Below are 18,829 nucleotides of genomic sequence, written 5' to 3'. Positions count from 1 at the left end.
TGTGGAATGAAATAGCGGCGGCTTCAAGCATAGGTGGTGGATTGGCTTGATTTAACCGCTGACAGGTTGGTGATCGGATGACGACGCGCAGACCCCAGGTCAGCCAGTTTGCCGCTGGCGCGGGATCCCGTCCAGAAACCGTTCGTCCAGCCGTGTCTCGCCAAACCAGTTCAGCCGGTTGATGCTGATGAAGCCGGCATCGATCGCCTCGTTTTCGTCACCCGGCTCACTTGCATGAGCGCGCCCGCGCGGCACGGTGATGACCGTGCGTTCGCCGTCGCTTTCCATGATCTCGGCCTTGCGGGCGATCTTGTCGCGGCCGATGCGCGGCTGCCGGATTTCGGCCGGCAGCGAGGTCGGCAGGTTGATGCTCAGCCAATGCCCCTCAGCGGCCCAGTCGGCGCGCGATTGCCACAATGAAGCGATCAGCGCGCCAAGCCGTTGGTCGTCGCCATCGGTGAAATCAGGATTCTTCACGCGTGAGAAGCCGATGGCTGGAACGCCCCAGAAAGTCGCCTCCCGCGCAATGCCGAGCGTGCCGGAATAGGCAAGATCCTCGGCAACGTTGCGGCCATCGTTGACGCCGGACAGCACAAGGCCCGGTTTCTCGGAATCGGCAAACAGCCAGGTCATAGCGCTTACCACACAATCGGCCGGGGTTCCGGAACAGGAGTACCAGTTCGGTTTGACGCGCCGCATGGTCAACGGCCTGGCAATCGTCAATGACGAGCCGGCAGCGGTGCGCTTGCCGTCGGGCGCGACCACCCAGACATCGTCGCTCAACCCGCCGGCCGCATTGACCAGACGGGCAAGCCCCGGCGCTTCGATGCCGTCGTCGTTGCAGATCAGAATTCTCATCGTTTTTTCGCCTCCGACACCACTATGCGCTGGCCGGTGCGGCATTGCGTGCGCAACGACGGGATGTGGGTTTGCAGATCGCCGAGAAGGTCCGGCGTGCAGGAATGACCGAGTGCTGCGGGACGCCCGGCCTTCTCCCAGATGTCGACATTGCCCGACAGCGTCGGATGGGTCGGCATGCGCACCCAGTCCGCTCGGCCGGCCTTGTGCAACAGATCGCCCGGCGAGCCTGACGGCAGATGGCCGGTAAGCAGCACCGGAAAACCGGAATGGTCGGCACGCGGCAAGAGGCGCGATGACGGGCCGGCTTCACCCATACCGTCATCCGCCAGCAACGGCGTGGACGGCAGGGGATCAGCATCGGTCCAGTCGGCTGCTTCCTGCAAGCGGCGGCGCAGCAACGCTGAAACGCCCGGCAACAAGGCTGCCGTGGCGCCGATCTGCGCTTCCAGGGACGAACGCATGCCGGCATGGATGGCGAACGGCCCAGGCAAGGCCGCGATCAGCTCCAGCGACCGACCCGAGAGCGGCGTCGGCAAAAGACACCCGTCCCAATGCCTCGCAACCCACTGCGAGATTTCGCGCGCACGCGCCGTCCCCGGCACCGGATCGGCGCCGTAGGACGCATCGAGAACAAGCAGGTCGCAGTGCGGGATCGTGTCCATGACGAAGACATTGCTGTCCGGCACCACATCGGCCGAATAGGCGACGCGGCTCTCGCCATCGTCGACGGCAAACCAGACGCCGCCCACGACATGCCCGGAACGTCCCGTCCGGATCGTGAGATTTCCGCTCTTCAGCGTATCGCCGGGTTCGAACAATTCGATGCGGTCTTCGGGAAAAGGGAACCGCCTGAAATCCTCGGGCTCAGCATAGCCCGCGAGCGTGGCGGGCGCCTCATTGCGGGTCTCGGCTGTCATGAAAATCCGGCCGGCATAGCCGCGCGACAGCAGCCAGCTCAGTGCGCCGACATGATCCTCATGGGCATGCGAGACGAACAGCGCGTCGATGTCGGCGACCGACCCGTCCAGCACCGGATAGTAGTCCGCGCCCGAGGCGCCGACCTTGATGCCGACGTCGAGCAGGATGCGATCCTTGCCGCTGCTGACAGCAAGGCTGGTACGGCCCTTTTCGCCAAAGCCGCCGAGCAGGTCGAGCATCATCACGATGCCGCCCCCGCCGCCGGGATCAGCCAGCCGGACCGTATCCGCAGACGCGCCTGGGCTCCGCTCTCCAGCACAACCGGGTCGGGCTGTTCGAAATGCAAGGTGAGATCGGGGCAGGTCGAAGGTGTAAATTCGATGCGCGCCGAGCCACCCTGGTAGATCACCCGCTTGATCAGGCCATCAAAGCCGGGGCCATCCGGCGACACGTCGAGATCGGCCGACCGGCAGCAGATCTTGGCGCCAGCGCGCGGCCGCTGGCCTGGCCGGCAGCGGACAACCAGTTCAGCGCCGAGAACCCGGACCTTGCAGTGGCCTCTTTCTTCCGCGCTCAACACATCCGCGGGCAGCAAAATGCCTTGCGAAATGAAGGATGCGACCATCTCATTTGCCGGCTCATGATAGAGCTCGCGCGGCGTCGCCAGCTGGGCAAGGCACCCGCCATCCATCACCGCGATGCGGTCGGCCAATGCCATCGCCTCGGCCTGATCATGGGTGATGTAGACGATGGTGGTGCCGGTGCGCTTGTGGAAGGATGCGAACTCGTCCTCCATCGATGCCCTCAGATGCACGTCGAGATTGGCCAGCGGCTCATCGAACAGCACTAGCGAGGGCGCGGCGACAAGGCAGCGCGCCAGCGCCACGCGCTGGCGCTGGCCGCCGGAAAGATTGGCCGGCCGGCGATCGCCCAGCCCTTGCAGATTGACCAGGGCCAGTGCGTCTTCAACCTTCCGGCGGGCGACGGCCTTGTCGAGCTTCGCCACCTTCAGCGAATAGCCGATGTTCTCGGCCACCGTCATATGCGGCCACAGCGCATAGTTCTGGAAGACGATGCCGACGCGCCGCTTTTCCGGCGCGACGCTGCCGCCCTTGCCCGACACGACCTCGCTGCCGATGCGGATTTCGCCCGAAGTCACTTTCTCGAATCCGGCCACCAGCCTCAGCAACGTCGTCTTGCCGCAGCCGGAAGGGCCGAGCACTGCCAGGAACTCGCCGTCGGCGACGTCGATCGACACGTCCTTGACGGCATCGAAATTGGCAAAGCTCTTGGTCACATTGTCCAGGCTCAATCGCGCCATGGCAGCACTCCGGTCGGAAGGTAGGGGGCAAGCAGATTGGTGACCAGCATCAGCACGAAGGTGACCGCCACGGTGATGACGGACATCGCCGCCGCATAGTTGGAATCGCCGCCCTGCTCGAAGGAGAACATCACCACGCCGATGGTTTCCGAGCCCGACGACCACAGCAGCGCCGAAACGGTGAGTTCGCTCAGCGCCGTCATGAAGATCAGCAGGCCGCCGGCGATCGCCGCCGGTGCCACCAAGGGAAAGATGATCGTGCGCATGCGCGTGAACAGCCCGGCGCCGGCCACTTGCGCAGCCTCCTCCAGCGCCCGGTCGATCTGGTGGTAGCCGCTGATGGTTGGCCGCAGCGCCAGCACCAGGAAGCGGGCAAGATAGGCGTAGAGGATGATCCAGACGGTGTTGTAGAGCTGGATGCCGGTGAGCGGGATCGGCCGCAGGAACATGAGCAGCGAGGCGATCGCCAGCACCACGCCGGGCAAAGCGTAGGGGAGCTCGACCGACAGATTGAGCAGCCGCACCCAGCGCTGCTTGCCCCAGGCGATCAGATAGCCAATCGGCACGGCAACCAGGACCGCGAAGAAGGCCGCCGCGATCGACAGCCAGAAGCTGTTGAAGAAGGCGCGGCCGGCCGCGTCGTGCTCGAACAGCACGAAGCGATAATTGTCGAAGGTTGCCGTCTTGGCGGTGAGCGCGATGCCGTAACCCGGCACCAGCGATGTCAGAACCAGCCCGAACAGCGGCAGGAACAGCACCACGATGATCAGCAGCCACATGCCGGCCTGCACGGCGGGCCGCCAGCGGCCGAGTTCGTAGGGCTCGGCCGAAAGCGATGTGGAGCTGATGCGATAGTCGCGGCGGCGGCTCATGATCTCCTGGGCAAGGATACCGGCCATGGCGATGATGCCGATCAGCACCGACAGGAACGCGGTTTCGCCGAGCACGGCAGGACCGCCGCCGGCCAGCTTCTGATAGATCAGGGTCGGCAGCACGAGATAGTTGGCGGGAATGCCCAGAAAGGCCGGAATGCCGAAATTGCCGACGCAGGAGACGAAGGCAAGTGCGGCGGCGGCCATGATCGAGGGCGTCATCAACGGCAGCACGATGGTGACCAGCACGGTGAACCAGCCGGCACCGCCCGCTCGCGCCGCTTCGATCAGTTCGCGCGGCAGCTTGCGCAGGCCGGCGCGCACCAGCAGGAAAACCAGCGGCCCATACTGCACGCCGAGCAGCAGGATGATGCCCGATGTCGAATAGAGCGGATTCCTGGTACCGAGCGGCGGTGCCGCCCCGAACAGCTTGAGGAACGGGCTTGCCGGGCCGAACAATTGCAGCCAGGCCAGCGCCGTCACCTGCGGCGCGATCATCAAGGGCATGACGTAACAGAGCACCATGGCGCTGCGAGCGCGGATATCGGTCAGAGTGACGAGGACGGCCACCAGCGTTCCCGACAGCACCGCAAGCAGGGTGCCGCCGATACCGACGACCAGTGTGTGCCAGGTGGCGACCCAGGTCGCCGGACTGGCGAGCCCCGCCTTTATCGCGACGGCCGACAGCGTGCCGCCGGGTGCCACGATCTCCTTGATCAGGCGCAGCATCGGCAGCAGCGAAAGCAGGACGATGACGATGGCCACCGCCGCCGTCAGGACCATTTCCTGGCCCCGGCTTTCCCTGATCCGTGTTGACATGATTGCTTTTCCTGGGATCGATCAGCCGATGCGCTCGGGTTTCGCAGTCGGCATGCCGCTAGGGGGGCATGCCGACTGGATTGCCGGCTCAGCCGCCGAACAGTTCCGAGAACTTCGCCTTGTCGGCGTCGGTCTTGGCGACGATTGCCTTGGTGTCGAACGACATCACCTTGACCTTGACGCCTTCCGGCAGCCATTCGGGGCGGCCGACCGAGGCGCGCGCCGGCAGATAGCCCATCGAAAGCGCAAGCTTCTGGCCGTCATCGGAAAGAATGAAGTCGACGAACTTCTTGGCGCCATCGACATTCCTGGCGGTCTTCATGATGGCGACCGGTTCGGTCACTGCCGGCACACCTTCCGAGGGGAACACGAACTCGACCGGGGAACCCTTCTTCTTGGCGTTCATCGCCATGAAGTCGACGAGGATGCCATAGGGCTTCTCGCCCGATGCCACCGACTTCAGCACCGCACCATTGCCGCGCACGCTGACGGTGTTGTTGGTCTTCAGCTTCTGGAAGAAATCCCAGCCATAATTGGTATCGCCGACGAAGCCCGAAAGCAGGTAGGCGGCCGCACCCGAATAGAGCGGGCTCGGCATGACCAGGCCATCTGCATAGGCCGGCTTGGCGAGATCTGCCCAATGCTGCGGCTTCTCGGTCGCCGCGGTGTTGTAGACGATGCCGGTGGTGATCAGCTTGCTGCCGAAATAGGTCTTGCCGGCATCATAGGCATCCGCTTCGATGCCTTCGAGCTTTGCCTCGGGATAGGGCAGCAGCCGGTCGTCCTTCTTCAACAGCTCCATCGAGACCGCATCGGCGATCAGAAGCACGTCGGGCTGCGGGCTGCCGGCGGCAAACTCGGCCGCCATCTTAGTCAGGATATCGCTCGTTCCCGAGCGATAGATATTCACATCGATACCCGGCTGTGCCTTCTTGAAGGCATCCACGGTCTTGGCCGCGTCGGCTTCCGGCTGGGACGTGTAGAGCGTCAGTGTTTCGGCGTTTGCCACGCCGGCAAACAAAGTTGCCGCGAGTGCCAGCTGGCTGGCCAGCAGCTTGATGAAGTGCGTCTTCAATGAGACCTCCTGTCTTGTCTGTGCATGACCGGTCCGGCTCTGGCCGGCTCCCCGTCTCTTCCTCCCTGCACGGCGCATATGACTGGTGGATGACACAGCGCGTGAAACCCACAAAATATGTTCATATGTACGATGTCAATTACAAATGAACAGAAATGTGCGACAATCGACACGCCGAAGATCCGGCATCAGTTGACATCCGGCCGGTGTTTCCTTGATGAGCACCGGGCAGGCCACGGCTCATGAGGGACAGGAACCGATGACCACAGAAAAACCCAGACAGGCTCGCCTGCCGATGGTCTCGTCGGACCTTAACGTCAAGACGGCATGGCTCTACTATGTCGAAGGTTTCACCCAGGAACAGATCGCCGAAAAGCTCGATGTCTCCAGGGTGAAGGTCATGCGTACGCTGGCCTCCTGCACCGCCGAGGGCATTGTCGTCACCATGATCAACGCGCCGACCGCCGGACAGGTGGCGCTCGAGCGGGAACTGGAAAAGCGCTGGGGTCTGAACGCCGCCGTCGTCATCCCGACGCCGTCGGGGCATGACCATCTGGAGAAGGCCATCGGCCATGCCGTCGCGGCCTATCTCGGCGAGCAGATGCAGGACGGCATGACGCTGGCGATCGGTGGCGGCGCGACCCTGCATGCCAGCCTCGGCTTCCTTGCCCGCCGGCAGCTGAAGCGTGCCTGCGTGGTGGCGCTCGTCGGCAGCCTGCCGCACTCGCAATGGATCAATCCATCGATTGTCGCAGCCAAGGTCGCAGACGTCTTCGAGGTCGACAGCTACCAGATCACCGCGCCGGTGACGGTCGACAATTCCTCGCTGCGCGATCTCCTCTGGGCGCAGCCGACCCTGCAGGATGTGCGCCAACGCGCGGCCGCCGCCGACATCGCGCTGCTCACCGTCGGCGACATGTCGCCGGACGCCACCATCTTCCGGCATGGCATCGTGCCGTCATCGCTGATCGCTCCGCTGAAAGCGAAGGGCGCGGTCGCCAACATGCTGTGCTATTTCGTCGATGCCGCCGGCGGGCTGGTCGACCACGAGGTCAACAGCCGCGTCATGGCCATCGATCTCGATGTGGTCAGCAACGTGCCTAATGTCGTCCTCGCCGCGGGCGGCAAGCGCAAGGTCGCGGCGATCCTCGCCGCGCTGAAAGCCGTAGACACCAACGTGCTGATCACCGACAGCGATACCGCCACGGCGCTGCTTGCCAAGGGCGGCTGAGCCGATCCGACTGGCTCCCGTGTTTCCCGCTAAATGAGCCCGCGCTCGCGCAAAAAATCCTCGACACCGACATGGGTCATGGATTCGAATTCGGCGACCGCCTCGGCCACCCGCTTGCGCTGCGCCGCCAACAGCGTGAACACCTGCTTCATCTCGCCGGAAACGCCGAAACGGCTCCACCGCTCGGCGATGTGCGTGGGCAAGCCGATGTCGGCGCAGAACGCGTCCAGGCTGTCATAGCCGAGGCTGGCGACGAGCTGCCTGGTCTCGTCCGCCGACATGCGCGGCTCGAAGGCGTGGTCGTGCAGTCGCTGCGCCACCAGCTTGATGTCGGATGGCGACGCGCCCATGACCTTGCCGAACAGGGTTTTGACGTCAGACGGGTCGAATGCAGGCATATTTTGGCCTCCCTGGATCGCAATCCAGATAGAACATGGGTCAAGGGTCGGCGCCTGACAAGTCGTTTCTGTCGTAAGCCGGCGCATCATTCGGCGCCGGCTTCTGCTTGATGGATCAGACCAGCAGGCCCATCGGATTTTCAAGGAGGTTCTTGAAGGCGACCAGCAGTTCAGCCCCAAGCGCGCCGTCGACGGCGCGGTGATCGGTCGACAGCGTCACCGACATCACCGTGGCGATCTTGATCTCGCCGTTCTTGACCACCGCCCGCTCCTCGCCGGCGCCGACCGCCAGGATGGTCGCATGCGGCGGGTTGATGACGGCAGCAAAATCCTTGATGCCGAACATGCCGAGGTTGGACACCGCCGTGGTGCCGCCCTGATACTCTTCCGGCTTCAGCTTGCGGCTGCGCGCCCGGCTGGCCAGGTCCTTCATCTCGTTGGAAATGGTGGACAGCGTCTTTTCGTCGGCCTTGCGGATAATCGGCGTGATCAGGCCACCGGGGATCGACACGGCAACGCCGACATCGGCATGCTTGTGCTTNGTGTATAAGAGACAGGCTTGCGGCTGCGCGCCCGGCTGGCCAGGTCCTTCATCTCGTTGGAAATGGTGGACAGCGTCTTTTCGTCGGCCTTGCGGATAATCGGCGTGATCAGGCCACCGGGGATCGACACGGCAACGCCGACATCGGCATGCTTGTGCTTGACCATGGCGCTTTCGGTCCATGAGGCATTGGCATCCGGCACCGCCTTCAGCGCCATGGCCATCGCCTTGATCACCATGTCGTTGACCGACAGCTTGTAGGCCGGCGCCTCGCCCCTATCGGTCTTCTTCACCGGGGCAGCCGCATTGATCTGCGTGCGCAGCGCCAGCAGCGCATCGAGCTCGCAGTCGAGCGTCAGGTAGAAATGCGGGATGGTGGTCTTGGCCTCGACCAGCCGCCGCGCAATGGTCTTGCGCATATTGTCATGCGGGACGAGGTCGTAGGAGCCCTGTTCGAACAGACGCAGCACATCCCCCTCCCCCTTGAGGGGAGGGTGGCCGGCCACAGGCCGGTCGGGTGGGGTCGCTTCGACCGGTGTCGGCGCCAGGGCGGTGCTGAATTGGGCGGCGCCTCCTGAGGCGACCCCCTCCGTCCGCTTCGCGGACACCTCCCCCTCGAGGAGAGAGGAAAGTGCGGCGTCGATATCGGCTTTTACAACACGGCCGTATGGGCCTGTGCCGGATACGGTTGAGAGGTTCAGGCCAGCCTCGCGGGCCAGGCGTCGGGCCAAAGGTGTCGCGCGGGCTTTCCCCTCCCCCTCGAGGGGAGGGTGGCCGGCCGCAGGCCGGTCGGGTGGGGTCGGTTCGACTGGGCTCGACGGTACAGGGGTGCCTCCTGAGGCAACCCCCTCTCTCGACTTCGTCGACATCTCCCCCTCGAGGGGGGAGATTGGCGCATAGCTTTCATCGTCGGCATAAATCCATGCAACAGCTGCACCGACCGCAATATCGACACCTTCCTTGCCGGTGACGTCGCGCAACACGCCGCTGGCCGGCGCGTCGATCTCCATCGCCGCCTTGTCGGTCTCGATCTCGAACAGCACATCGCCCTTCTTGACGTGCGCGCCTTCCTCGGCGAACCAACGCGAGATCTGTCCGGTCGCCATGTCCATGTCGACCTTGGGAAGAATGACTTCGGTCGGCATTTCTCAGCGAACCCCTTTCACGAGGTCGCGCGCAGCGGTGATGATGTCGGGAATTTGCGGCACCGTCGCCTTCTCGAGCTCCGGATTATAGGGGATCGGCGTTTCGGCGCCGCCCAGCCGCACGATCGGCGCATCGAGATAATCGAACGCCTCGCTCTCGGCGATCATGGCGCTGACCTCGGCGCCGATGCCCAGCGTCTTGACCGCTTCGTAGACGCATAGCAGCCGCGACGTCTTCTTGACGCTGTCGATGACGGTCTGCTTGTCCATCGGCCGGATGGTGCGGAGATCGACGACTTCGACGTCGATGCCTTCGCTCTCCAGTGCGGCAGCCGCGTCGAGCGCCTTCTGCACCATGATCGAGGTGGCGACGATGGTGAGATCCCGGCCCTCGCGGCGGATATCGGCCTTGCCGATCGGCACGGTGTAATAGCCTTCGGGCACCGGTCCCTTCATCTTGTAGAGCAGCTTATGCTCGAAGATCATGACCGGATCGGGATCGGCGACCGCCGCCAACAGCATACCCTTGGCATCATAGGGGGTCGCCGGCTGGATGACTTTCAGACCCGGCACATGGCCGAGCCAGGCTTCCAGGCTCTGGCTGTGCTGAGCCGCCGCACCGGTGCCGGAACCGGCGGGAAAGCGCATCACCACGGGAACCGAAACCTCGCCGCCCAACATGAAGCGCATCTTGGCCGCCTGGTTGACGATCTGCTCCATGGCAAGCGTGGCGAAGTCGGAAAACTGGAACTCGAAGATCGGCCGCATGCCCGTGAGGGCAGCGCCCACCGCGACGCCCGCGCCGCCCAATTCCGAAATCGGCGTGTCGATGACGCGGTCAGCGCCGTAACGTTCGACCAGGTCGCCGGTGACCTGGAAGGCGCCGCCATAGACACCGATATCCTCGCCCATCAGGAAAACGCGTTCGTCCATGTCCATGGCGATCGCCATGGCTTCCTGGATCGCCTGGGCGTAGCTCAGTTCACGCACCATCGCGTCCATCACGCCTGCTCCGTATACACGTAATTTCCGGTCTCGCTGATATCGGGCGATGGGCTCGCCTTGGCGAACTCGATGCCCTCGGCGATCTCTTGCGCCACGGCATCGCGAATGGCCTCGATGCCCTTGTCGTCGATGAAGCCGAATTCCCTGAGCTCGCTTTCGAACAGGGTGATCGGATCGCGGTTCGACATCCAGTCCTCGATCTCTTCCTTGGTGCGATAGCGGTTGCGGTCGCTCTTGGAATGGCCGCGATGGCGGTAGGTCTTGGACTCGATCAGCGTCGGCCCCTCGCCGGCGCGGGCTCGGGCGATAGCCTGATGAGACGCCTCGGCGACCTCGGAGAAGATGTTGCCGTTGACGATGACGCCCGGCATCGAATAGGCGGCGGCGCGCTCGGCGATGTTCTTGACCGCGGTCGAGCGGGCTGTCGATGTGGACATGCCGTAGCCATTGTTCTCGCAGACGAAAATGACGGGCAGCTTCCAGACCGCCGCCATGTTGAGCGCCTCGTGGAAAGCGCCTTCATTGTTGGCGCCATCGCCGAAGAACGAGACCACGACCTTGCCGGTCTTCATCATCTTGGAGGACAATGCCGCCCCGACGGCGATCGGGATGCCGCCGCCGACGATGCCATTGGCGCCGAGATTGCCCTTGCCGACATCGGCGATGTGCATCGAGCCGCCACGGCCCTTGCAATAGCCTGTGGTCTTGCCGAAGAACTCGGCGAACATGCGCTTGACCTCGGCACCCTTGGCAATGCAGTGGCCATGACCGCGATGCGTCGAGGTGATCTGGTCATCCTCGGCAAGCGGCATGCAGATGCCCATGGCGCTGGCTTCCTGGCCGATCGACAAATGCATGGTGCCGTGGATGAGACCGCGCGTGTAGCACTCCTCCGCGCCCTCTTCGAAGCGGCGGATCAGGTACATCTTGTGGAGCACCTCCCTGAGCTGCTCGGCGCTGTAGTGGCGGTAGACGAAGGGCAGATTGGCGCGACTGTCAGTGACGGCTTTGCTGGCTGTGGCCATGATCACGCTCCCACGGACCCATAGACGAGCTTGTCCTGGCGGGCGCGCAGTTCGGCGATCTTGGAGCCCGCCGCGGGCGCTGCATTCGCGTAGGTTATGAGCTCGCCCTTCTTGATCGGCGCGGTGACCGAGCCGCCCTGCAGCAGGCCGCAGGGAATGGCCTTGGCGGCGCGCGCCTCAGGCGTCGTCATGATCCAGGCACGATAGCAATATTCGCCGATCGCATCGAGCTTCTCGCCGGGCTTCATGTCCTTCTTGGCCACGGCGGCGACTTCGGCCACCGGTTTGGCCAGCGGCACCATGTCGGCCTTGCCGTAGAGCACGACGCGCGCGCAGGTCAGCGGCACTTCGAGCGAGGTCAGGTGATAGGGACGATGGAAAGTGAAATACGGGCCTTTGCCCATCTTCAAATCTTCCATACGCTCGGAGATGCGCGGATGCGACATATCGGCAACGACGAAGACGCCGGGCGCGACACCCTTGCCGATCGAATAGTCGACGACGCCGACCCTCGACAGCACGCCGCCATCCTTCTGCGGCACCAGCACCTTGGACAGTTCGCCAAGCGTCGCCGCCGGGCCATGCATGCCGGCCTTGTCTGGAACCAGGCCGGTGGCATTGGCGATCGCCGCCATCTCGACCATGGTCTTGGAGCCGTCGACGAATTCGACCAGCATCCGCACATTCATGTGCCGGCGCTTGGCTTCCTCCTCATAGTCTGGGGGAATGGCGTCGATGTTGAGCGGGTTGTTCTTGCCCTTGCCGGCGGCAACGATCGGATGCCCCATGGCCGAAACGAACTCGATCAGCTCCATGCAGGAGGACGGCTCATCGCCGGCGCCCAGCGAATAGGTGACGCCGAGCCGGTCGGCCTCGCTCTTCAGATAGGCGCCGATGGTGACGTCGGCCTCGACATTCATCATCACCAGATGCTTGCCATGTTCCATGGCGCGCAGCCCGATCTCGGCGCCGACGGCGGGAACCCCGGTGGCGTCGATGACGACGTCGATCAGATCATTGTTGATGACAAGGCTGGCATCGTTGGTGACCGCCACCTTGCCGGCTTCCATCGCCGCCGTCATCGCCGACGCGTTCGACACCTCGCGCGCATGCCCGGTTTCCTGGAAGGCGATATCGACGGCCTTGCTGGCGGCAGGCAGGTTCAGTTCGGAAATGGCGCCGATCTCGATGCCCGACATATGGGCGACACGAGTGACGATGTCGGTTCCCATCTCGCCCGAGCCGATCAGGCCGATGCGGATAGGCTTGCCCGACTTGGCGCGTTCCTCGAGATCGCGGGCAAGGCCCGTCAACGAAACATTGGAAGCCATACCGCTCGTTCCTCCCATAATGCAGGCTTGTTCGATTGCCTGACGGGTATTGAACATCTGTATTTCTGTCAAGACTAATGTCCAGATTCTCGTGCTTAAAACCACTTCCCCGCAACCCGAACCATGGACGAAACGAAGCCGGGAACCGCGCGACGCGCGAAGACAGGTTCGCTCGCAGGCGCGCAGCCAGCGCGGCACGCTTTTTTGCGATTACGGCCGGTCGTGAAATAAAAGTACCGAAATATTAGATTGTAAAATTTATCTTTCACAGCGTGTCCTCGCGTGCTAGCGTCGCGTCATGAACTGGAATGAAGTGCGCTTCCTGGGGTGGCCTTTTCCGGTCTGTTCCAAATAGGTCTGCCAAGGGACGTTGCGGCCGATGAAGATGAAAACGCCTGGCGAGAAGACTGTTTCCGGTGAGACCGAGGTGGCCAGCGCGCTGGAAGCCAGGTTGCGTGAGGGCTGGCTGGAGTTCGCCCGGACCGAGCAGGCAATCGCGCGATACCTGCTCGCCAACATCCATGACATCCCCTTTGAAACTGGCGCCACCATTGCCGCCGGCGCCGGCGTAAGCGAGGCAAGCGTTACCCGTTTCGTGCGGCGTCTCGGCTACACCGACCTCAAGGAAATGAAGCGTGGCCTGCGCTCCGCGCCGAAAGTCACAAGCCCAGGCCTGGACAGTGCTGAGTTGCGTTTTCGCATCGGCGGCGAGAAGCAGGAGCGGTTGGCTCGCAGCCTGGAGATGGAGCAGCAGGCCTTGGCCGCGGCCTATGGCCTTGCCCAGGGCGAGATGTGGTCCGAAATCGTTCATCTGCTGAGCACCTGCGACCGCGTGAACTGCGTCAGCTTCCAGGCGGTGAAGGGACTGGGGCTCGATTTCGCGACACGTCTGCGCTGGGTGCGGAGCGGTGTCCGCTTTGCCGAAGGTTTGGGCGGCACGTTCTCAGAAATCCTCACCGATAGCGGCGAAAATTCTTGCGTCCTGCTGATCGACACGGCGGAATACGCAGCGATGAGCTTTCGGCTGTGCGCCCAGATCAAGCGCCGAAAGATTCCTCTGATCATCGTTACCGACAAATACAGCCATTGGGCATCTGAATACACAAAACTGGCGCTCGAAGTATCGACGCGCGTCGACCTGTACTGGGATTCGACGGCCGCGATAAGTTCGGTTCTGAACCTCCTCACGCATTCCGTTGCCGAGAAACTCGGCAAATCGGCTGAGACGCGGATGAATGAGCTGGAGGATATCGCCGGAATCCTGCGGACCTTTCACAAACCGCCACGGCGCGTCGCACGGCACATCAAAGAGGAAGAGGGCGAAGAATGACGATGCATCACCCGTTGCTGAAACCGTGGACAGTCAGGGCAGGCGCATGAAGTTGACGGAATACGCCGCCTATGACGGCGTCGGTCTGGCCGAGCTCCTGCGCAATCGGGAAATCACGCCACGCGAACTGGGTAACTGCATCCTTTCAGGGATCGCCGCGGTCAATCCGCAGCTCAATGCCGTGATCGAAACCTATGCCGATGCGATCGAGGGGCTGGGCGATGTTCCCGGACCCGCACCTTTCCACGGCATGCCGACATTGACCAAGGATTTCCCTATCGAAGCCGGCCGGCCGGGAGAGTTCGGCAGCGTTCTCGCCAAGGGTTTCATTTGCGGCGACGATCACGCCTTCTGGGTGAAAATGCGATCCGGCGGCCTTGCCAATATCGGGCGTACCACCACGTCGGAATTCGGTATAGCTGCGGCAACCGAATCCTCTCTCTATGGTGCGACACGCAATCCCTGGGATACCAGCAGGGGTGTTTCGGGATCGAGCGGCGGCGCAGCCGCGGCCGTTGCCGCCGGCATCGTTCCCTTCGCGCAAGGCGCCGACGGTGGCGGCTCCATTCGCACCCCCGCCGCCTTTTGCGGGGTCGTCGGCCTGAAGCCGTCCCGTGGCCGGATCAGCGGCGCGCCGGAATCGAATGCGCCAATGCTGGGTCTCGCCATTTCATTCATGCTGACACGCTCGATCCGCGACACGGCGGCTTTGCTTGATCTGGGGTCTGGTGCGCTTCCCGGCGACAGCTATGAGATCGTCCCTCCGACCACCAGCTATGCCCAGGCGATCAAGACGCCACCCAAGGCTTTGCGCATTGCCCTGTGCACAACGTCCTGGTCCGGCTATCCGCTCGACGCCGAGGTGAAGACGGCAGTTCTCGAAGTGGGCAAGAGGCTGGAGCAACTGGGCCACAAGGTCGTCGAAGCCGGGCCTGTGTTCGATTATGAGCGCTATCTGGCGGCACAGAAAGTGATCTGGGCAGCTTCTACGGCGCAGTCGCTCGACGAGTTGGCGGGCCTGCTGCGGCGGCCGATCGATGAAGCCAGCCTGCAGCAGACGACACTTGCCGTCTACCGCCATGGCCGAACGCTCGATGCGGCAAGCCTGATCGCGGCTCTCGCGGTGTATGACCGGATCACGCGGACGGTTGGCGAATTCCTGGCCGTCCATGACGTGCTGGTGACGCCGACTTGCGCGATCTCGCCGGAGTTGCTCGGCACGCACAACCCGGATCGTCCTGGCCGCGACATCGACACGGTGTTCGCCGATCTGGCGCCGAAGGAGACGTTCAGCGCGCTCTTCAACGGCACCGGATCGCCGGCGATATCCCTGCCGCTCGGCTGGACGCAAAACGGCCTGCCGATCGGAGTGCAGTTTGTCGCCGCGTTCGGACGCGACGATCTGCTGCTGCGGTTGGGTGCGGTGCTTGAAGCCGACTACGCCTGGCACCAGCGCAAACCACCTACCCACATCACCAAGACTGCTTGAACCAACAAGGACTGCTTGAACCAACAAGCATGGAACCGCCCCGGGAACATCATCAACGAAAATGGGAGATTGTCATGGACCGCAGAGTATTCCTCAAAAGTGCGGCGTTTGCCGGCTTCAGCATCGCGACGTTGCCGGCCACATTGCTTCGAGCCAATGCTGACGGCAGCAAGATACTGCGTATGGCCTATGGAGCCGAGGTTCTCACCCTGGACCCGATCAAAACCACTTACGGAGCCGATATCCTCATCCAGGGCATGATGTATGCACGCCTGCTGCATGCCAATGCCGATCGCACTGAAGTCGGCCCGGGCCTTGCCGAGAGCTGGGACATCGCGGATGACGGCAAGACCTATACCTTCCACCTGCGCGAGGCCAAATTTTCCGATGGGTCGCCGATCACGGCCGAGGACGTGGCGTTCAGCTGGAACCGCATGCGCTTCCAGAAGGATTCCGCCTATGCGGCGCCGTTCCAGCCCCTGACCAAGATCGAGGCAAAGGACGCCAGGACAGTGGTGATGACGCTCGATCGCAAATTCACGCCCTTCCTGACGCTGACCGAAATCTGGAATACCGGCATTGTGCCGAAGGCAGCGGTCGAGAAAATGGGCGACGACGCTTTCGCCAAGGCGCCGGTCACATCAGGGCCGTTCAAATTCGTCGAATTGAAGCCGGGAGACCGCGTGGTCCTTGGCCGCAACGAGCACTATTACCGCCAAGGCGAGCCCAAGATCGACGGCGTCGAATTCCGCTATGTCCCGGACGACAACACCAGGGTCTCGATGTTGCAGGCGGGCGAGCTCGATGTCTGCCTGGGAGTTCCGGCCCCGCGCATGGCCGAGTTGAAGGCCGCCGGCTTCCGCGCCGACCCTGAACCTTCGAGCACCACTTATGACATGCTGATCAACCATTCGGCAGAACCCTTCAACGACCTCAAATTCCGCCAGGCCGTCAGCTATGGCATCGACCGAACGGCCATCAATGCCGCGGTGACGCTGGGTCTCGGCACGCCGGCCAGTTCCATCATGAGCCCGACGCTCGATTTCTTCGACAAATCGCTGCCAGTCATTGCCCGAGACGTCGGAAAGGCCAAGGCCCTGCTGGCCGATTCCGGCAAGATCGGAGCCAGTTTCGAACTCATCCAGAATGCGGGAAGTGCCGACGAGGAAAAGGCGGCGGTGCTGATCCAGGCGCAGTTGGCGGAAGTCGGCATCACCGTCAACATTGCCAAGATCGATTCAACCCAGGCATGGACCCGCCTCGCCGATGGCGAGTACCAGGCGGAAATGAACTGGTGGTACAACGAGACGCGAGATCCCGACAACGCATTGCGCTGGTGCGTCTGGGGCGCGGGCGACAACAAGTCCTACTACACCCGCTACAACAACGAAACGGTCGACAAACTGATCGATGAAGCCTCGGGCGAGGCGGACAATGCCAAACGGGCCGAGCTCTATGCCCAGATCCAGAAGACCGTGGTGGACGAGGTGGCGCAGGTGGCGCTCTATCACCCGACGTGGCTCAACGCCTATGCTCCGAGCGTGAGAGGGTTGGTCCTAAACGTCGGCCTGCAATTCTCGTCCATCGGCGGGACCAGCCTGGATTGATCGGCACAGGATGCGAGACGGGGACGAGATCTTCGTCCCCGTCTCGCATCGATTTGACACCAGGATCCCCACCATGAATCGATTCTCCTTCGTGCTCAGGCGGCCGATACAGTTGATCCCCGTGCTGCTGGGTATCAGTGTGATCACCTTCCTGCTGCTGCAAATGACACCCGGCGATCCGGTTCGCCTCATGCTTGGCCCCAAGGCCAGTCAGGAGGCGATCGAATTCGTGCGGGCGCGATACGGTCTCGATCAGCCCATCCCCGTGCAGTATTTCTATTACGTGCTGAATTGCCTGCGCGGCGATTTCGGTCAGTCGATCGCCTTCCGGGGTCCCGTCAGCGGCGTCATCGCGGCACGGATCGCGCCAACGGTTTTCTTGATCCTCTATGGCCTCGTGATCTCGCTGCTGTTGACATTCGCGCTCGCGGTCACCGCTGCCCGGCAGCGCGGACGGTGGATCGATCACCTCATCCGTCTCGTCTGCGTCGCGGGCGTCGGCGTGCCGTCCTACTTTGTCGGCCTGCTGCTGATCATGGGCTTCTGCCTGCGGCTGAAGATCTTCCCCGTATCCGGTTACGGGCCGACCTTTTTCAACAATCTGTGGCATCTCTTCCTGCCGGCCCTGACGATCGGCATCGGGGTGACGCCGATCCTCGCGCGCAATCTGCGCGCGACCTTCATTCAGCAGATGGACAAGGATTACGCGATCGCCTGCCGCTCCAGGGGCCTGCCGGAAAGCTACATCTTTTCCCGGCATGTGTTCTGGAATTCCCTGTTGCCGACAGTCAATCTGCTGGGCGTCGTGGTCGCCTTCCTGATCGGCGGAACGGTCGTTGTCGAAAATGTCTTCAACATTCCAGGGCTCGGCAACCTGCTCATCCGCGGCGTTCTCACGCACGACCAGTTCGTCGTCCAGGCAGTGGCCCTGCTGCTTGCCGTAGGTGTCGTCATTTCGAATTTTGCCGTCGATGTCTTGACCGCCATTCTCGACCCAAGGGTGGAATTATGAGCGATGTGATGCAGGGCGGCGGCTCCTTGGCCATGGCGCGTATCCGGACGATGCCGGCAACCTTGATCATTGGCGGCGCCATCACCTTGGCCTGGATTGTCATGGCCATTTTGGCGCCGGTGCTGACCAGTTTCGACCCGATCAAGGTCGATGTGATGCAGGCGTTGAAACCACCTGGCGCCGAGCATTGGTTTGGCACCGACGCCATCGGCCGCGATGTCCTGGCGCGAACACTGTTTGCCGCACGCTACGATCTCGCCATGGCCTTCTTTGGCGTCGTTGGTCCGATCATCCTGGGGACCATCATCGGCCTTATCGCCGGCTATCTGGGTGGCCGGATCGATGCGGCGCTGATGCGCATCCTCGAGGTCACCGTATCATTTCCCTATTTCGTCCTCGTGATCGCCATCGTGGCCGTGCTTGGGCCCGGCCTCAAGAGCTACTTCATCTCGCTCACCTTGGTGAACTGGGTCAGCTATGCGCGACTTGTGCGGAGCCAGGCGCTGGTGCTGCGCGGCGTCGATTTCGTGCTGGCGGCACGTGGCATGGGTTTTGGGCATTTGCGCATCATGCTGTTCCACATCCTGCCGAATGCCATCGTCCCATCGATCGTCTTCGTCATGACCGATGCCGTGCTGGCCATCGTGCTCGGATCATCATTGGGTTTTCTCGGCCTCGGCGTACAACCGCCGACGCCCGAATGGGGCGCCATGATCGCGGACGGGCAGACGTATCTGACGACCGCATGGTGGATTGCGATCTTCCCAGGCATCGCCATCTGCCTTCTGGCGCTGGGCCTCTCGTTGACCGCTGATGGTCTCGCCCGCCTCCTGAACACGGAATCCTGAG

General features: G+C 62.9%; 17 protein-coding genes. 6 read left to right on the top strand and 11 right to left on the bottom strand.

The genetic code is table 11. The features are described from left to right. Positions 1–99 precede the first annotated feature (99 nt). The 5 genes from EJ079_RS12470 to EJ079_RS12450 all read right to left on the bottom strand — a co-directional run bounded on the left by EJ079_RS12470 (position 100) and on the right by EJ079_RS12450 (position 5,866). Positions 100–858 (bottom strand): 5'/3'-nucleotidase SurE, encoded by a 759-nt coding sequence (locus tag EJ079_RS12470; protein ID WP_127809104.1) that lies wholly within the window; start codon positions 856–858, stop codon positions 100–102. After that, a complete protein-coding gene (locus EJ079_RS12465; protein WP_127811328.1) occupies positions 855–2,021 on the bottom strand; it encodes an MBL fold metallo-hydrolase in 1,167 nt (388 codons plus the stop codon). The genes EJ079_RS12470 and EJ079_RS12465 overlap by 4 nt, the downstream gene beginning before the upstream one ends. Then, positions 2,021–3,100 (bottom strand): ABC transporter ATP-binding protein, encoded by a 1,080-nt coding sequence (locus tag EJ079_RS12460; protein ID WP_127809103.1) that lies wholly within the window; start codon positions 3,098–3,100, stop codon positions 2,021–2,023. Before EJ079_RS12460 ends, EJ079_RS12465 begins: the two co-directional genes overlap by 1 nt. Continuing rightward, positions 3,088–4,791, bottom strand: a complete 1,704-nt coding sequence (locus tag EJ079_RS12455; RefSeq protein ID WP_127809102.1) for an iron ABC transporter permease — start codon at positions 4,789–4,791, stop codon at positions 3,088–3,090. The genes EJ079_RS12460 and EJ079_RS12455 overlap by 13 nt, the downstream gene beginning before the upstream one ends. Positions 4,792–4,879: 88 nt before the next feature. After that, positions 4,880–5,866, bottom strand: coding sequence for an ABC transporter substrate-binding protein (locus tag EJ079_RS12450; RefSeq protein ID WP_127272592.1), 987 nt, complete (start codon positions 5,864–5,866; stop codon positions 4,880–4,882). Between the two features lie 259 nt (positions 5,867–6,125). On the opposite strand from EJ079_RS12450, the gene EJ079_RS12445 reads away from it, so the two are divergent. After that, positions 6,126–7,097, top strand: coding sequence for a sugar-binding domain-containing protein (locus EJ079_RS12445; protein WP_127271282.1), 972 nt, complete (start codon positions 6,126–6,128; stop codon positions 7,095–7,097). Positions 7,098–7,126: 29 nt separating this feature from the next. Here EJ079_RS12445 and EJ079_RS12440 read toward each other — a convergent pair whose 3' ends face one another. The 6 genes from EJ079_RS12440 to EJ079_RS12415 all read right to left on the bottom strand — a co-directional run bounded on the left by EJ079_RS12440 (position 7,127) and on the right by EJ079_RS12415 (position 12,542). Beyond that, on the bottom strand, positions 7,127–7,495 hold the full coding sequence (locus tag EJ079_RS12440) for a hypothetical protein (protein ID WP_127271283.1): 369 nt from the start codon (positions 7,493–7,495) through the stop codon (positions 7,127–7,129). Between the two features lie 115 nt (positions 7,496–7,610). Further along, complete coding sequence (locus EJ079_RS12435) at positions 7,611–8,006, bottom strand: 2-oxo acid dehydrogenase subunit E2 (RefSeq protein ID WP_245481862.1); 396 nt, start codon at positions 8,004–8,006, stop codon at positions 7,611–7,613. After that, complete coding sequence (locus EJ079_RS12430) at positions 7,985–9,181, bottom strand: dihydrolipoamide acetyltransferase family protein (protein ID WP_245481861.1); 1,197 nt, start codon at positions 9,179–9,181, stop codon at positions 7,985–7,987. The genes EJ079_RS12435 and EJ079_RS12430 overlap by 22 nt, the downstream gene beginning before the upstream one ends. A 3-nt stretch (positions 9,182–9,184) precedes the next feature. Next, positions 9,185–10,183 (bottom strand): alpha-ketoacid dehydrogenase subunit beta, encoded by a 999-nt coding sequence (locus EJ079_RS12425; RefSeq protein ID WP_127267172.1) that lies wholly within the window; start codon positions 10,181–10,183, stop codon positions 9,185–9,187. Beyond that, complete coding sequence (locus tag EJ079_RS12420) at positions 10,183–11,211, bottom strand: thiamine pyrophosphate-dependent dehydrogenase E1 component subunit alpha (RefSeq protein WP_127261511.1); 1,029 nt, start codon at positions 11,209–11,211, stop codon at positions 10,183–10,185. Before EJ079_RS12420 ends, EJ079_RS12425 begins: the two co-directional genes overlap by 1 nt. A gap of 2 nt (positions 11,212–11,213) precedes the next feature. After that, complete coding sequence (locus EJ079_RS12415) at positions 11,214–12,542, bottom strand: NAD(P)H-dependent oxidoreductase (protein ID WP_127267166.1); 1,329 nt, start codon at positions 12,540–12,542, stop codon at positions 11,214–11,216. A 379-nt stretch (positions 12,543–12,921) separates the two neighbouring features. Between EJ079_RS12415 and EJ079_RS12410 the strand changes: the two genes are divergently transcribed. From EJ079_RS12410 to EJ079_RS12390, 5 genes are all read left to right on the top strand, one after another. Further along, a complete protein-coding gene (locus EJ079_RS12410; RefSeq protein ID WP_128362570.1) occupies positions 12,922–13,872 on the top strand; it encodes a MurR/RpiR family transcriptional regulator in 951 nt (316 codons plus the stop codon). A gap of 46 nt (positions 13,873–13,918) precedes the next feature. After that, positions 13,919–15,361 carry an amidase gene (locus tag EJ079_RS12405; protein WP_127809100.1) on the top strand — a complete coding sequence of 481 codons (1,443 nt, stop codon included), beginning with the start codon at positions 13,919–13,921 and terminating at the stop codon, positions 15,359–15,361. Positions 15,362–15,435: 74 nt separating this feature from the next. Next, the gene (locus tag EJ079_RS12400) at positions 15,436–16,968 is read left to right on the top strand and encodes an ABC transporter substrate-binding protein (protein ID WP_164873777.1); all 1,533 of its coding nucleotides are present in this window, start codon (positions 15,436–15,438) and stop codon (positions 16,966–16,968) included. 73 nt (positions 16,969–17,041) lie between these two features. After that, positions 17,042–17,980 carry an ABC transporter permease gene (locus EJ079_RS12395; RefSeq protein ID WP_127267170.1) on the top strand — a complete coding sequence of 313 codons (939 nt, stop codon included), beginning with the start codon at positions 17,042–17,044 and terminating at the stop codon, positions 17,978–17,980. Further along, positions 17,977–18,828, top strand: a complete 852-nt coding sequence (locus tag EJ079_RS12390; RefSeq protein WP_245481860.1) for an ABC transporter permease — start codon at positions 17,977–17,979, stop codon at positions 18,826–18,828. The genes EJ079_RS12395 and EJ079_RS12390 overlap by 4 nt, the downstream gene beginning before the upstream one ends. Position 18,829: the final 1 nt, after the last annotated feature.

Source organism: Mesorhizobium sp. M7A.F.Ce.TU.012.03.2.1, assembly GCF_004006095.1.
In the GTDB taxonomy this organism is placed as follows: Bacteria; Pseudomonadota; Alphaproteobacteria; order Rhizobiales; family Rhizobiaceae; genus Mesorhizobium.
The sequence above is the reverse complement of the archived record's forward strand: the minus strand, read 5'-3'. Positions and strand labels throughout refer to the sequence as shown.

Coding starts and splice junctions, on each gene's coding strand:
- EJ079_RS12445 (WP_127271282.1), top strand. CDS start 6,126: ATGACCACAGAAAAACCCAGACAGGCTCGCCTGCCGATGGTCTCGTCG.
- EJ079_RS12465 (WP_127811328.1), bottom strand. CDS start 2,021: ATGATGCTCGACCTGCTCGGCGGCTTTGGCGAAAAGGGCCGTACCAGC.
- EJ079_RS12440 (WP_127271283.1), bottom strand. CDS start 7,495: ATGCCTGCATTCGACCCGTCTGACGTCAAAACCCTGTTCGGCAAGGTC.
- EJ079_RS12460 (WP_127809103.1), bottom strand. CDS start 3,100: ATGGCGCGATTGAGCCTGGACAATGTGACCAAGAGCTTTGCCAATTTC.
- EJ079_RS12400 (WP_164873777.1), top strand. CDS start 15,436: ATGGACCGCAGAGTATTCCTCAAAAGTGCGGCGTTTGCCGGCTTCAGC.
- EJ079_RS12390 (WP_245481860.1), top strand. CDS start 17,977: ATGAGCGATGTGATGCAGGGCGGCGGCTCCTTGGCCATGGCGCGTATC.
- EJ079_RS12405 (WP_127809100.1), top strand. CDS start 13,919: ATGAAGTTGACGGAATACGCCGCCTATGACGGCGTCGGTCTGGCCGAG.
- EJ079_RS12455 (WP_127809102.1), bottom strand. CDS start 4,791: ATGTCAACACGGATCAGGGAAAGCCGGGGCCAGGAAATGGTCCTGACG.
- EJ079_RS12395 (WP_127267170.1), top strand. CDS start 17,042: ATGAATCGATTCTCCTTCGTGCTCAGGCGGCCGATACAGTTGATCCCC.
- EJ079_RS12410 (WP_128362570.1), top strand. CDS start 12,922: ATGAAGATGAAAACGCCTGGCGAGAAGACTGTTTCCGGTGAGACCGAG.
- EJ079_RS12425 (WP_127267172.1), bottom strand. CDS start 10,183: ATGGACGCGATGGTGCGTGAACTGAGCTACGCCCAGGCGATCCAGGAA.
- EJ079_RS12470 (WP_127809104.1), bottom strand. CDS start 858: ATGAGAATTCTGATCTGCAACGACGACGGCATCGAAGCGCCGGGGCTT.
- EJ079_RS12420 (WP_127261511.1), bottom strand. CDS start 11,211: ATGGCCACAGCCAGCAAAGCCGTCACTGACAGTCGCGCCAATCTGCCC.
- EJ079_RS12415 (WP_127267166.1), bottom strand. CDS start 12,542: ATGGCTTCCAATGTTTCGTTGACGGGCCTTGCCCGCGATCTCGAGGAA.